The following is a 12786-nucleotide window of genomic DNA, read 5'->3' on the forward strand; positions in this document are numbered from 1 at the left end:
GGAGATGTTCAACGCCGTCTCGTACGCCCGCGACATACCCACACCACGCAACGGCTGATACGCACCGTCATAGGTCACATGCGCCATCGACGGATCGAAATACAGCGTCAGGTACACACCCGACAGCAGCAGGATGATGAACGCGTACAGCGCGATCTCACCGAGCAGGAACGACCAGTGGGTCGGGAAGACCTTGTTGATCGACCGGCGCATGAACGCGGCGGCGCGGTACCGCTCGTCCACGGCGTCGGCGTGGGCACCGACCTTCCGGCCGATTGCTGTTCCAGAACTCATGAACGACGCTCCCAGAAGGCCGGGCCGAGCGGCTCGATGAAGTCGCCCGCGGCGACCAGGAAGCCCTCGGAGTTGACGGTGATCGGCAGCTGCGGCAGCGCCCGTGCGGCAGGACCGAAGACTGGCTTACCCCATTCGGTCGCCGAGAACTGCGACTGGTGGCAGGGGCACAGGATCCGGTTGGTCTGCTGCTCGTAGAGCGAGGTCGGGCAGCCGAGGTGGGTGCAGATCTTCGAGTAGGCGAAGTAGTCGCCGAAGTTGAAGCTCTCCTGGCCCTTACGCTTGATGGCCTTCTGCGCGTCTTCGGTGCGCAGCCGGATCAGCATGACGGCGTTGCGGATACCGCGCAGCGACTGGAGGGTTTCGTGCTCGTCCCCGCGCCAGGCTTCCTTCCACGGGAACACGGTCTCCATACCGCCCGCGTCCAGATCCTCCGGGCGCACCAGCACGATGTCCTGCGGACGGCCGGTGTCGCGACGCAGGTAGATGGTCTGGCCCTCCCAGTCCGGGGTCCAGCCCGACACCCACAGCGGCGACTTGTCGCCCTTGGCCCACGGGTTCTTGATCATGCCGCCAACGAACAGCGCGGCCGATCCGAGCCCGACGACGCCGAGGCCGGCGCCCGCGGTGCGGGTGATCAGCTTGCGACGCCCCAGCGTGGAGGTTTCCCCCGCATCCGACAGCTGGGCGACCAGCGTCCGACGGTCGACCTCGCTGGAACGGCCGTCGTGGCGCTCCTGGATGGACAGCTCGGCCGGGATGAACTTCTTACGGATCAGCACCACCGCGATGCCGATCGCGAGGATCGAGACACCGAAGGTGAGACCGTACAGCGGCGTGGCCAGCGAGTACAGGTCGTGACCCTCGGACTCCTTGCCCTTGTACTCCCACGGCCAGAACAGATAGACACCGACCAGCGCGGCCGCGGCCAGACCGGAGATGGCGAACCACAGCGCCACCTGACGCTCGGCGCGCTTCTCGGCGCGGGTTCCCGGCACCGGGAACCGCTCACGCCGGTAGGCGACGTCGACGCCGTCCATCTCGGTGCCGAGTTTGACCAGTTCGTCCCGCGACATCGCGTCCAGCTCGGCCTCGGTGGGCTCGGCGGCGGCGTGACCGGTGGGCTTCACCGTCTCTTTCGACAGCTCGGCACTGGATCCCTCATCCGGGCGCCCCATGTCGTCTCGCTCCTGTTCTGTCATGACCTCGATCCGATCCACATCGCGGCGCCGACGGTCAGCACGATGCCGACCACCCAGATGGCCAGGCCCTCGGTCGCGGGGCCGAAGCCGCCGAGGCCGTAACCACCCGGCGAATTGGCCTCCATCGAGTCCTTGACGTAGGCGACGATGTCGCGCTTCTCCTCCGGGCTCAGCTGCCGGTCGGAGAACTTCGGCATATTCTGCGGGCCGGTCAGCATCGCGGCGTAGATCTGCTGCTCGGAGGCGGGCTCGAGCGGCGGCGCGTACTTACCGGACGAGAGCGCACCACCGCGGCCGGTGAAGTTGTGGCAGGAGGCGCAGTTCATGCGGAACAGCTCACTACCACGGGCGATATCGGCGCCGCGCAGCGATTCCTGGGCGACCGAACCGTCGGCATCGCGGACCACGGTCGGACCGCCGCCGTTGGCGGCCACATAGGCGCCGATGGCATCGGTCTGGTGGGCGTCGAACTTGGCGGGCTTGCGTTCGGCCTGCGCCTCGTTGCGCGTCATCGGCATACGACCGGAGGACACCTGGAAGTACACCGCGGCCTCACCGACGCCGATCAGGCTGGGGCCACGATCCTCCACACCCTGCAAGTTCGCGCCGTGGCAGGTGATGCAGGAGGTGTCGTAGAGCTGCTGACCCTCGCGGATCAGCGCCGACTTGTCCTCGTTCGCCGTCGCGATCTGCGGCTCGGGGGTGAGGGCCGAGGCGAGAAAACCGGCTCCGACGAGACCCACCAGAAGCGCGAGCCCGCCCGCGATGCGGCGGCGGACGCGGCGCTGCCTGCGCGTCTTGCTGGCCTGGCCGTGCCCGGGGCTGGCGGGCTCTGGCGCTGATGGGGGAGATGAACTCATCTGTGTCCCTTTGGAGTAGACGGAACCGACTGGTGCAATTGCTTCCACTGAGCCCGGGTCAGCGGACGAAGTAGATCGTGGCGAACAGCCCGATCCAGACGATGTCGACGAAGTGCCAGTAGTACGAGACGACGATCGCGGCGGTGGCCTGCGCCGGGGTGAACTTGCTCAGCTTGGTGCGCACCAGCAGGAACACGAACGCGATCAGACCACCGATGACGTGCAGACCGTGGAACCCGGTGGTGATGTAGAACACCGAGCCGTAGGAGCTGCTCGAGATCGAGGTGCCCTCGTGGACGAGGTGGTAGTACTCGTAACCCTGGCCGAGCACGAAGAAGGTGCCCATCGCGAGGGTGAGGACATACCAGCGGCGCAGGCCGAACACGTCACCGCGCTCCGCGGCGAAGACACCCAGCTGGCAGGTGAACGACGACGCGATCAGCACGGCGGTGACCGGCACGGCCAGCGTCATGTTCAGCTCGGTCGGCTCCGGCGGCCATTCGGTCGACTGAGCACGCGCGACGAAGTACATCGCGAACAGGCCGGCGAAGAACATCAGCTCGCTGGACAGCCAGATGATGGTGCCGACACTGACCATGTTGGGCCGGTTCAGCGAATGCACACGCTGGGTAATGGCCGATCCTGGGGTGCCTACTGCGGTCGTCACGGGGGTAAGTATGACTCGTCGTAGTACGACAGCAGTACCCGGGTACGAAACTCGTGTGTGCGTGTCGGAATTCGCAGTGCCGCTTCCTGGGACAACGCCGGAAAATTCGGTGAAGGAGATCGCGCGAAGATCAAGTACGGACCCCGCGCGCGGGGTTCGCGGGCCGATATCGGGCGACCTGCGCCGGGTGGGCGCATTAGGGTTGTTGCCTACAAGACTGGTGGGCGTACCAGTGTGATGGGAGATGTTGATGAGCGTGCGCAGCTGGCCCCAGGTGCTCGGCACCCTTGCCGACGGTGGCGACCTGACCGCGGACGACACCGAATGGGTGATCAACGAGATCTTCTCCGACAATGCGACGCAGGCACAGATCGCCGCGTTCGGAGTGGCGATCAAGATCAAGGGGCCGACCTCGGCGGAGCTGTCGGGTCTGGCGTCGGGGATGCTCGGGCACGCCAGGCTCGTCCATATAGACGGTGACGCGGTCGATATCGTCGGCACCGGCGGTGACCGTTCGGGTTCGGTGAACATCTCCACCATGTCCTCGATCGTGGTCGCGGCGGCGGGTGTGCCGGTGATCAAGCACGGCAACCGGGCCGCCACCTCCAAGAGCGGCGGCGCCGACGTGCTGGAGGCGCTCGGGGTGCGGCTTGCGCTCGGCCCGGAATCGGTGGCGCGCTGTGTGCGCGAGGTCGGTATCGGGTTCTGTTTCGCGCCGCTGTTCCATCCCGCACTGCGCTTCGCCGGTCCCGCGCGTAAAGAGATCGGCATCCCGACCGTGTTCAATGTGCTCGGTCCGCTCACCAACCCCGCGCAGCCGCGTGCCGGCCTGGTGGGCTGCGCCTTCCCCGATCTGCTGCCGAAGATCGCCGGGGTGTTCGCCGCGCGCGGCAGCAGCGCGCTGGTGGTGCGTGGTAACGACGGACTCGACGAAATCACCACCTCCGACACCACCGACGCCTGGATCGTCTCGGCGGGCCGGATGCGTGAGACGACCATCGACCCCACGCGGCTCGGCTTCCCGCGCGTCGACCTCGACGCACTGCGCGGTGGAGATGCCCAGGTCAACGCCGGTGTGGCGCGTGACGTGCTGGCCGGGACCTCCGGTCCGGTGCGGGATGCGGTGCTGGTCAACTCCGCGGCCGCCATCGTGGCCTACGACCTGTCCCAGGGCACGGGCAATCCCGACGCCGAACTCGACGATCAACTCACCGCGGCCGTCGAACGGGCCGCGGACGCGATCGACAGCGGACGTGGCGCCGCGCTATTGGATCGATGGGCGAAGCTGACCAATACGCTCGGCGACTCCTGATCGCCGAGCGACGACCCGCGGTCCACGCGTAGCGGCGATACTCCTGGTCGGTCCGTGGGCCGATCCGATCACCGCCGACGCATGGCGGCAGCCGCTGCCGCGTCCCGCCGACGCGGCATTGCCGGAGGTGGTCCGACCGCGCGTCCGCACGGCTGGAGACACCTGGTCAGCAAACATTGCGCCGAGGCTATAGAGTTGCGCGGTCGTCAGGCACATCGCTGTGTTCTCGCACGACACTCGGCGCAGGCACCCGGACGATCATCGCCACGGGCGGCCACACGGCAACCCTTCTTGCCCACCGGTATCCCCGCGCCCTCGTCACTGTCCGATCGTGGTCTGGAGGTAGGCATGAATCGCGGTGTGCCCGTGGTATCCGGCGCCCTACTCGCCGCACTCGCGGTGGCGACGGTGATCGGCGCCGGTCCGGCCGGTGCCGCACGCGGTGGCCTGGTGGTGGACGGCAGCGTCCATCACAACCCGTCGGGCTGTGTCGAGGTCGGCGGCGGGGCCCGCACGCTGAAACTGGAGAACCACACCGATGTGCCGGTGACCGTGTACTACGGGCGCGGCTGCCGCGGCGAGGTGACCGCCACCCTGGCCTCACGTGAGGTGCGCACGGTCACCGGCGCATCGATCCAGGTTCCCTGAGCTTCATTCACCGAGCCTCATTCGCCCAGCGAGAATCCCGCCTCGACGTCGGCGCGCGAATAGGACTTGAACGCGATGTGGGTGGTCGTCCGCACGACTCCCTCGGTCTTGTCGATCCGGCTGGTCACCACCTCGGCGATCTGCTCGTGGTCGCGCACCCGGACCACCGCGATGAGGTCGACATCGCCCGCACAGGAGTAGACCTCGCTGACGCCCTCGATATCGGCGACCGCCTGCGCGGTTTCGGGGATGCGGGCATTGGCGGCGTTGATCATGACGATGGCGGTAATCATGGGCTCAGCCTAGGTGCTCGGATGGTGAACCGGTCCGGGTCAGCCGGAGACTCGCACATAGTCCTGCCCCTGCGATTCCGACGCTGCCGCCGCCTCGGCCGAGGCCGCCCAGGTGAGCAGACGGCCCGCGCCGTACACCGGTTCGCAATAGCCGGTGGTGGTGCGGACGATGCGCACACCCGGCCGGGCCAGCCAGCGCGTCACCAGACCGACCTCCTCCGGTGAGCCGCCGCGCAACGGCGACAGATCGTCGTCGCAGACGACGGTTTCCGCGGCCGCGACGATCCGCTCCACCACCGACATGGGGGCCACTCCCCTGATCGCCGTGCCCGCACCCGCGAGGCGTCCGTAGCGGATCACCGCGAATTCCCAGCCACCGGCGCCGTCGGGATGGGCGGCGACGAGTTCGACGATACGGGCGACCGCGGCCAAGCGCTGAGTGCGGTGCAGTGCGCGAATCACGACGACCGCCCGGTCGCGTAACCGCGCGGCGGCCTCGAAATGTTCTGCGCGGGAATGGGTTCTGATCATCTCGAGCATCGCCCGCAGGCATTCGTCCCCGGCGCCGGCGAACAGTGCGCGCACCGATTCCGGCGCACGCGCGTATTCCTTACTATTAAGGGCCATTCCGTGCGCCGCGGCGGGGCAGCCGCCGATCACCGCGGGCGGGCAGTCGTGAATCGCCGTGCGCGACAAGCGAGTTGTGCAGGTGCGCAGCCCGCTGAACTCGGCGATGGTCGCCGCCACCTCGGCGGCGTCGGCTCTGGCGCCGAACGGCCCGAGCGCGTCCACCGCGGGCTGGCGCACGATCGCGAACCGCGGAAATGGTTCCTCGGTGAGAGTGATCCACCAGCCACGCTTCGGGAACTTGGAGCGCCGGTTGTACGGCGGGGCGTGCGCGATGAGCAGCCGCAGCTCCCGCACCCCCGCCTCCAGACCGTGCGCGCATTCGACATGGTCGATGCGGGTGGCGAGCGAGACCATCTCCTTCATCCGGCCGCGGGTCTCCGAACCGGTGAAGTAGGTGCGGACCCGGCGACGCAGATTCACCGCCGTCCCTATATAGAGGACTTCGTCGGCGGGGCCGCGGAAGAGATAGACACCGGGGCCCGCGGGCAGATCGGCGGCCAGTCCACGTTTGGCGCGCTGACCCGAGGTGACGTCGGGTAGGTAATCGATCAGCTCGGTCAGGCTGTGCACGCCCTGATTGCCCACGCGCGCCATCAGCGCGTGCAGCACGTCGACGGTGGCTCTGGCGTCGGCGAGGGCGCGGTGGGTCGGCTGCGTCGTCGCGCCGAGCAGCCGGGCCAGCACGCTCAATCGCACCGACGGCGCCTCGTCGCGGGCCAGTACCCGCCGGGCGAGCTTCACCGTGCACACCACCTGGGCGGCGGGCCATGGTGTCTCGCAGCGGGCCGCGGCGGCGCGCAGGAACGCCATGTCGAACCGAGCGTTGTGCGCGACCAACACCGCGCCGGCGGCGAACTCCAGGAAGCCGGGCAGCACCGCCTCGATCGGCGGCGCGGCGCACACCATGGCGGTGGTGATACCGGTGACGTGGACGACGGCCGGTGGGATGGCGCGGCCGGGATCGACCAGGGTGGCGAATTCGCCGAGGACCTCACCGCCGCGCACCTTGACCGCGCCGATCTCGGTGATGGCGTCCGATTCCGGGCTGGTTCCGGTGGTCTCCAGGTCGACGACGACGAAGACGGTGTCGTAGAGCGGGGTGTCGAGTTCGTCGAAGGCCAGTTGCGTGGCGGCGCGGCGGCGCGGGACGGAGTCGGACACGGCGTGCAGCGTATGAGCGGGGTCCGACAGGTTCGGCCCCGTCGAGAAGCTCGGTCGGCTCGCCACATGCGCGCGGAATCGGCACGGAATGTCCGAATTCCACGCGTGAAGTTTTCATATCGGTACCCCCGAAATGATCTTAGATGCGTAAAAGCGGCGTAGCTCACAGAGAATGCGTACGGGTATCAATCGCCGGGCGTGTCGGATTCCAGCCATACCGCCACAGGCTCTCAGCAGTCCCCTCACCCGCCGGTCGGGTCGATCGGTGCCCCATGATCACATCGATGACCCCCGAAGATGTCCCGTGAACTGCGGCGAACGCCTGACGAGCATGGCATCTCGCATTTTACTGTTACTTCAAGTAACGCCTGTTTACGGTCTGCGGTCACCCGAAGAACTACTCGTCGTTATCGTTTCGTGATTGTTGTGACGCATATCGCAGGCCGCTCACGCCGAATTGTTGAGCATTGCCGTTTCGCTTGTCCACGGCTTTACAAACCACCGTGATCGGTTCGTAACCTCATCGAGACCTCACGGAGTCCGACCCACCACCCCGGTGCGGCGTCGTGAGGCAGATTGGGAGTACCGCATCATGGCGTCCACCACCGTCAAACGACAGGCCAAGCGTGCCGTTGCGGCCGGAGCCGTCGGCGCTGCCACCATCGGCGCGTTCCTGCTTCCCGCCGCTCCCGCGGCGGCCGCACCGGTCACCGTCCCCGGCGTCGGTACCTTCGACGTTCCGGACGAGATCGTGAACCAGATCCCCGGCGGCCTGCCCGCCGTGCCGGGCATCCAGATCCCCGCCCCCGCGCCGCTGCCCTTCACCGCACCGACCAAGACCCTCGGCCAGTCGGCGCTCGACGCCGCGATGAGCAAGGTCGGCTCGCCCTACGTCTACGGCGCCGCGGGCCCGAACGCCTTCGACTGCTCCGGTCTCGTGCAGTGGTCCTACCGCCAGGCGGGCCGTGATGTGCCGCGCACCAGCGGCGCCCAGCTCTCCTCGGGCAGCCCGGTGTCGATGGACCAGCTCCAGCCCGGTGACGTGGTCTCGTTCTACGGCGGCGGCCACTCCGGCCTCTACGCCGGTGACGGCAATGTCGTGCACGCCTCCACCGCCGGCACCCCGGTGCAGGTCGCGCCGATCTCCTCCATGCCGGTCGCGGGCGCGGTCCGCTTCTGATCCGCACCCTCGGGGCCCGCACCGTGCGCTACGGTGCGGGCCCCGCCCGGTCCGGCGACTGTGATCGGCTCGTGCTCTACTGGACACCGACGGTCGCCGTTCCGTAACCTAATCGAGACCTTTCCGCGGCTTCACACGAGAACGGGGCACGGCAGGCAGTGGCAGCACATCACCGCAGTCGAGGTAGACGACGCCTGGCCGGGGCGACCATCACGGCGGCACTTCTCACCGTGGCGCTGCACGGCGGCGGCCCGGCGGGAGCCGATCCGGCCACCCTGCCCACCACCGCCAGCGATGCCGTCCAGCGGATGATCGACCTGTCCCGCCAATCCGAACAGCTCAACCAGCAGGCACTCGGCGCACAGGCCGACTTCGACGCCAAGCTCGCCGTCCAACGCGATGCCGAAGCCACCCTCGCCACGGCCACGGCCGCCGTGAACGCCGCACGCGACGAGGTCCGCAAATATCAGCCGGTCATCGATCGCACCGCGATCGCCGCCTATCAGGGTGCGCGCACGAATCGCCTGTTCTCGGTCCTCGTCAGCGATTCCCCGCAGCAGCTGCTCGACCAGATGTCCACCCTGGATGTGGTGGCCACCCAGACCTCGATTCAGCTGAAGCAGTACAAGAAGGCCACCGACGCCGCGACCGCCGCCGAAACCACCGCGCGCACCGCCGCCGACAATGCCCGCACCGCCGCCGACAAGGCCGACAGCGTGCGCGGCGATATGGAACGTAAACGCGCCGATCTCCAGGGCGCGATCGGTCAGGTGATCGAGGCGTGGGGCACGCTGTCCGCCACGGACAAATCGGCGTTGGCCGGTTCACCCTTCCCACCCGGATTCGATCGCGACACCCTGCTGCGCGGGCTCGTCCCCGGTAGCGGCACCAGCGCGCTGGCCGCCGGACTCACCCGCGTCGGCGATCCCTATGTCTGGGGCGCCACCGGCCCCGACCAGTTCGACTGCTCGGGTCTGGTCCAGTGGGCGTTCAAACAGGTCGGCAAGGAGGTGCCGCGCACCAGTTCGGCACAGGCCTCCTACGGCACACCGGTCGCCAAGGACGATCTACGCCCCGGTGACGTCGTGTTCTTCTACCCGGACATCACCCATGTCGGTATCTACGCCGGCAATGGGCTGATGCTGCACGCCTCCACGTTCGGCGTTCCGGTCGCGGTCGCGCCCATGGGTTCCACGCCCTATCACTCGGCCAGGCGATACTGAGCACCGATGAACGGTGTGCGGCGGGTCCGTGACTGGCTGTCGGAACGACGGCGCTTCGAGTTCTGCCTCACCACTCTCATGGTGGTCCTGTTGACCGGCACCTGTGCCGCGCTGCTCCTGCTGCCCGATTCGGTGATGGCCCCGTTGCGGGCGGCCGGTGCTGGTAGCACCACGGCGCCCGCCGCCGGACAGCAACCGATCACCGATGCGCGGCTGACCGAGATCCAGCGCATCACCGAACCGTTCGGCCCGCTCGTGACGCGGCAGGTCGCCACCGGTGGCGCACAACCCGCGCTGGTGGTCGGCCATCCGCGGCAGCAGCGTGAGATCGACCTCCTCGCCGACGAACTCGCGGCCGCGACCACAGCGGTCACCGAGATGTGGGGCCAGGACTGGTCACGTGCGGCCGTGGTGGTCGTATCGTCCGCACCCGCCGAGTTCGCCGCCCTGGTGCGAGCGACCGGCGATCTACCCGGTGAGGTCGCGGCCGCGACGGTATCGGACCCGTTCACTCCCGGTACCCGGCCCACCGGCCAGCGCGTGGTGTTCGGCCCCGACGCCGGGCGCCGCCTCGACCCCGACGGCCTGCGTGCACTGCTGCGCCATGAACTCACCCACGTCGCCACCAGGGCCGCGACGGTCGACGGCTCCCCACAGTGGCTGCTGGAGGGTTTCGCCGAATACACCGCCCACCGCGGCCGGAACCGCTCCTTCACCGATATCGCCCCCACCCTCGCCACCCGCCTCGCCACCGGCTCCGTCCCCGCCGACCTGCCCACCGACGCCGAATTCACCGGCCCACACGCCGCCACCGCCTACGAGCTGGCCTGGTCGATCTGCGCCTACCTCGCCACCACCTACGACGACCCCCGCCTCACCACCCTCTACCGCCACCTCGCCACCGGCCCCCGATCCCCCACCACCGAAGACGCCGCCTTCCGCGAAATCCTCGGCACCACCCGCACCGATCTGATCACCGGCTGGCAGAGCTGGCTGCGCACGCAGAACGCGTAAAGACCTGCCGATATCCACCCCCATTTCCGAGCGAAGCGAGACCGAACCCCAAAGTTCGCGGCCCGTCTCGCGTCTCCGCTACCGCTGCGCAAGCCGAAGGCAAGCAGCGGTAGCGGAGACGCGAGACACCGGGGGCCGCGAACCTGCGCTGCCGCAGGCGGCGCAAATTAGACACAGTAGGTTGGTGGGTATGGCTCGAACTCTGCTGGTTACCAATGATTTCCCGCCGCGTCCCGGGGGTATCCAGTCCTATTTGCAGGCAATGGCCGGGCAGCTGCCGCCGGATGACCTGGTGGTCTACGCACCGCGGTGGCGTGGGGACAGTCATACGAAGTTCGATGCCGAGCAGAAGTTCCAGGTGGTGCGTCATCCGACGACATTGATGCTGCCGACTCCGTTGGTGATGCGGCGGGCGGCGAAGTTGTTGCGCAGCGAGAATTGCGACACGGTGTGGTTCGGGGCGGCTGCTCCGTTGGCGATGATGTCGCCGGTATTGCGTCGGGCTGGTGCCGAACGCATTCTGGCCAGTACGCATGGGCACGAGGTGGGCTGGTCGATGGTGCCGGGGGCGCGGCAGGCGTTGCGGGTGATCGGCGAGTCCACCGATGTGGTGACCTATGTCAGCAAGTACACCCGGGCGAGGTTTTCGTCGGCGTTCGGGCGCAATGCGGCGCTCGAGTATCTGCCGCCGGGGGTCGATCCCGATGTGTTCCGCCCCGATCCCGCCGCGCGCGCCGAGCTGCGGCAGCGTTATGGGCTGGGTGATCGGCCGACGATCTTGTGTTTGTCGCGGTTGGTGCCGCGGAAGGGCCAGGATGCGTTGATCGTGGCGATGCGCGAGATCCGGGAGCGCATCGATGGCGCGGTGCTGGTCATCGCGGGTGGTGGCCCGTATGAGGAGAAGTTGCGTGGGTTGGCCGAGGCGCTCGGTGTCACCGATGATGTGGTGTTCACCGGCCGGGTGCGTTCGGATGAGCTGGCCGCCCACCACACGCTGGCCGATGTCTTCGCCATGCCCGCCCGCACTCGTGGCGCCGGTTTGGATGTCGAGGGGCTCGGCATCGTCTATCTGGAGGCTTCGGCGTCCGGGGTTCCTGTGGTGGCCGGGCGTTCCGGCGGCGCGCCGGAGACGGTGATCGAGGGCAAGACCGGTCGGGTGGTCGACGGCCGCAAGATCGATCAGATCGTCGAGGCTCTCGTCGGTATTCTCGCCGACCCGGAGGCCGCCGCCGGTATGGGCGCGGCGGGCCGCGAGTGGGTCGAACAGCAGTGGCGTTGGGACACCCTCGGCGCCCGGCTGCGTCAGCTGCTGCGCTGACCACGGTGATCCGGTTCCTTCGGGAACCGAATTGCCCACTGCGGTAACGATTCCCGAGCGAGGCACGACGTAGGTATCGCGCTCGTGACCGGCCGGATGACATCGCCGGTTCGCGAGTGCGAGGCCGGAGCATCGACACCACCGATCTCCCGGTCCAGCATCAGCCGTGGACATCCCCTCACAGATATGGACCTCGCATGCCCAGCGCTCTTCGTACCGTGACCACCACCGCGCTCTGCGCCCTGTCGGCCGCCTCGCTCATCGCCACCGCGAGCCCAGCGCAGGCCGAGTTCGCGGGCGTGTGCACTGTCGAATACCCGGACCCCAACGTCCCCACCCGAGTGGAGAGCAGCAAGGTGTCGGCGAATGTGACGGCGCCGGGAACGGTGACCTTCCAGTTCGAAACGCACTCAACCACCGACCAGCCCTACACCCAGACCGCCACGGTCATCTGGGCCAATATCGACACCGGCCGCAATGGTTCCACCGCCACCGAGGCCCGTATCAACGCAGGCTCCACCACGCTGACCCTGCCGCCGACGGAAACCAAGCCCGGCACCCTGGCCATCGTCGCGCAAGTGCACAACGTCGCCGACGACGGCCAGCACGTCTCCACCCTCGACTGCTCCGCCGAGTACACGGTCACCTCCTGATACGAGGCCGCCGCAGCTCTCCGCGGCGACGGTCCCGCTGCCGGTGGAACAGCCACACTCACGGATCCCCCGGCAGCGGGAAAGCCACACTCACGGATCCACGCAACGGAACAGCGTCGCTCACAAACCACCTGGTACCAGTGCCGGAAGACCACCGTTTTCGAGCGAAGCGAGACCGCCCACAAAGTTCGCGGCCCGTCTCGCGTCTCCGCTACCGCTGCGCAAGCCGAAGGCAAGCAGCGGCAGCGGAGACGCGAGACACCAGGGGGCCGCGAACACGCGGCGCCGCAGGCGCCGCAATCAAACAGAGCCCCGCGAACACGCGCCGCCG

Annotated in this window: 12 protein-coding genes and 1 pseudogene; 7 read left to right on the top strand and 6 right to left on the bottom strand. The window is 68.1% G+C overall.

The window, feature by feature from the left end; all coding sequences use genetic code 11:
- The 4 genes and pseudogenes from QH168_RS07325 to ctaE form a co-directional block, all read right to left on the bottom strand.
- Positions 1-294: pseudogene (locus tag QH168_RS07325) on the bottom strand (cytochrome b); the annotation flags it as partial.
- A complete protein-coding gene (gene qcrA / locus QH168_RS07330; RefSeq protein WP_280233743.1) occupies positions 291-1496 on the bottom strand; it encodes a cytochrome bc1 complex Rieske iron-sulfur subunit in 1206 nt (401 codons plus the stop codon). The gene qcrA and the pseudogene QH168_RS07325, both read right to left, overlap by 4 nt.
- Positions 1493-2356, bottom strand: coding sequence for a cytochrome bc1 complex diheme cytochrome c subunit (gene qcrC, locus QH168_RS07335; protein ID WP_280233744.1), 864 nt, complete (start codon positions 2354-2356; stop codon positions 1493-1495). The genes qcrA and qcrC overlap by 4 nt, the downstream gene beginning before the upstream one ends.
- A 58-nt stretch (positions 2357-2414) precedes the next feature.
- Complete coding sequence (gene ctaE, locus QH168_RS07340) at positions 2415-3023, bottom strand: aa3-type cytochrome oxidase subunit III (protein WP_280233745.1); 609 nt, start codon at positions 3021-3023, stop codon at positions 2415-2417.
- Positions 3024-3273: 250 nt separating this feature from the next.
- Between ctaE and trpD the strand changes: the two genes are divergently transcribed.
- Both trpD and QH168_RS07350 read left to right on the top strand, forming a co-directional pair.
- Positions 3274-4335 (top strand): anthranilate phosphoribosyltransferase, encoded by a 1062-nt coding sequence (trpD, locus tag QH168_RS07345; protein ID WP_280233746.1) that lies wholly within the window; start codon positions 3274-3276, stop codon positions 4333-4335.
- 348 nt (positions 4336-4683) lie between these two features.
- Positions 4684-4983 carry a hypothetical protein gene (locus QH168_RS07350; RefSeq protein ID WP_280233747.1) on the top strand — a complete coding sequence of 100 codons (300 nt, stop codon included), beginning with the start codon at positions 4684-4686 and terminating at the stop codon, positions 4981-4983.
- A 17-nt stretch (positions 4984-5000) separates the two neighbouring features.
- Here QH168_RS07350 and QH168_RS07355 read toward each other — a convergent pair whose 3' ends face one another.
- Both QH168_RS07355 and QH168_RS07360 read right to left on the bottom strand, forming a co-directional pair.
- Positions 5001-5276 carry an Lrp/AsnC family transcriptional regulator gene (locus QH168_RS07355; protein ID WP_280233748.1) on the bottom strand — a complete coding sequence of 92 codons (276 nt, stop codon included), beginning with the start codon at positions 5274-5276 and terminating at the stop codon, positions 5001-5003.
- A gap of 39 nt (positions 5277-5315) precedes the next feature.
- Positions 5316-7067, bottom strand: a complete 1752-nt coding sequence (locus QH168_RS07360) for a DEDD exonuclease domain-containing protein (RefSeq protein ID WP_280233749.1) — start codon at positions 7065-7067, stop codon at positions 5316-5318.
- Between the two features lie 592 nt (positions 7068-7659).
- Here QH168_RS07360 and QH168_RS07365 point away from each other — a divergent pair.
- From QH168_RS07365 to QH168_RS07385, 5 genes are all read left to right on the top strand, one after another.
- Complete coding sequence (locus tag QH168_RS07365) at positions 7660-8247, top strand: C40 family peptidase (RefSeq protein WP_280233750.1); 588 nt, start codon at positions 7660-7662, stop codon at positions 8245-8247.
- Between the two features lie 158 nt (positions 8248-8405).
- Positions 8406-9470 carry an NlpC/P60 family protein gene (locus QH168_RS07370; RefSeq protein WP_280233751.1) on the top strand — a complete coding sequence of 355 codons (1065 nt, stop codon included), beginning with the start codon at positions 8406-8408 and terminating at the stop codon, positions 9468-9470.
- A 6-nt stretch (positions 9471-9476) separates the two neighbouring features.
- On the top strand, positions 9477-10484 hold the full coding sequence (locus tag QH168_RS07375; RefSeq protein WP_280233752.1) for a hypothetical protein: 1008 nt from the start codon (positions 9477-9479) through the stop codon (positions 10482-10484).
- A 190-nt stretch (positions 10485-10674) separates the two neighbouring features.
- A complete protein-coding gene (locus tag QH168_RS07380) occupies positions 10675-11802 on the top strand; it encodes a glycosyltransferase family 4 protein (RefSeq protein ID WP_280233753.1) in 1128 nt (375 codons plus the stop codon).
- 197 nt (positions 11803-11999) lie between these two features.
- Complete coding sequence (locus QH168_RS07385; RefSeq protein ID WP_280233754.1) at positions 12000-12455, top strand: hypothetical protein; 456 nt, start codon at positions 12000-12002, stop codon at positions 12453-12455.
- The last annotated feature ends 331 nt before the right edge of the window (positions 12456-12786 follow it).

This window comes from Nocardia cyriacigeorgica (genome assembly GCF_029868385.1).
GTDB lineage: Bacteria > Actinomycetota > Actinomycetes > Mycobacteriales > Mycobacteriaceae > Nocardia > Nocardia cyriacigeorgica_F.

What these genes read in the sequence shown, in the direction of transcription:
- qcrA (WP_280233743.1), bottom strand. Translation starts at nt 1,496, where the DNA reads ATGACAGAACAGGAGCGAGACGACATGGGGCGCCCGGATGAGGGATCC.
- qcrC (WP_280233744.1), bottom strand. Translation starts at nt 2,356, where the DNA reads ATGAGTTCATCTCCCCCATCAGCGCCAGAGCCCGCCAGCCCCGGGCAC.
- trpD (WP_280233746.1), top strand. Translation starts at nt 3,274, where the DNA reads ATGAGCGTGCGCAGCTGGCCCCAGGTGCTCGGCACCCTTGCCGACGGT.
- QH168_RS07350 (WP_280233747.1), top strand. Translation starts at nt 4,684, where the DNA reads ATGAATCGCGGTGTGCCCGTGGTATCCGGCGCCCTACTCGCCGCACTC.
- QH168_RS07355 (WP_280233748.1), bottom strand. Translation starts at nt 5,276, where the DNA reads ATGATTACCGCCATCGTCATGATCAACGCCGCCAATGCCCGCATCCCC.
- QH168_RS07365 (WP_280233750.1), top strand. Translation starts at nt 7,660, where the DNA reads ATGGCGTCCACCACCGTCAAACGACAGGCCAAGCGTGCCGTTGCGGCC.
- QH168_RS07375 (WP_280233752.1), top strand. Translation starts at nt 9,477, where the DNA reads ATGAACGGTGTGCGGCGGGTCCGTGACTGGCTGTCGGAACGACGGCGC.
- QH168_RS07380 (WP_280233753.1), top strand. Translation starts at nt 10,675, where the DNA reads ATGGCTCGAACTCTGCTGGTTACCAATGATTTCCCGCCGCGTCCCGGG.
- QH168_RS07385 (WP_280233754.1), top strand. Translation starts at nt 12,000, where the DNA reads ATGCCCAGCGCTCTTCGTACCGTGACCACCACCGCGCTCTGCGCCCTG.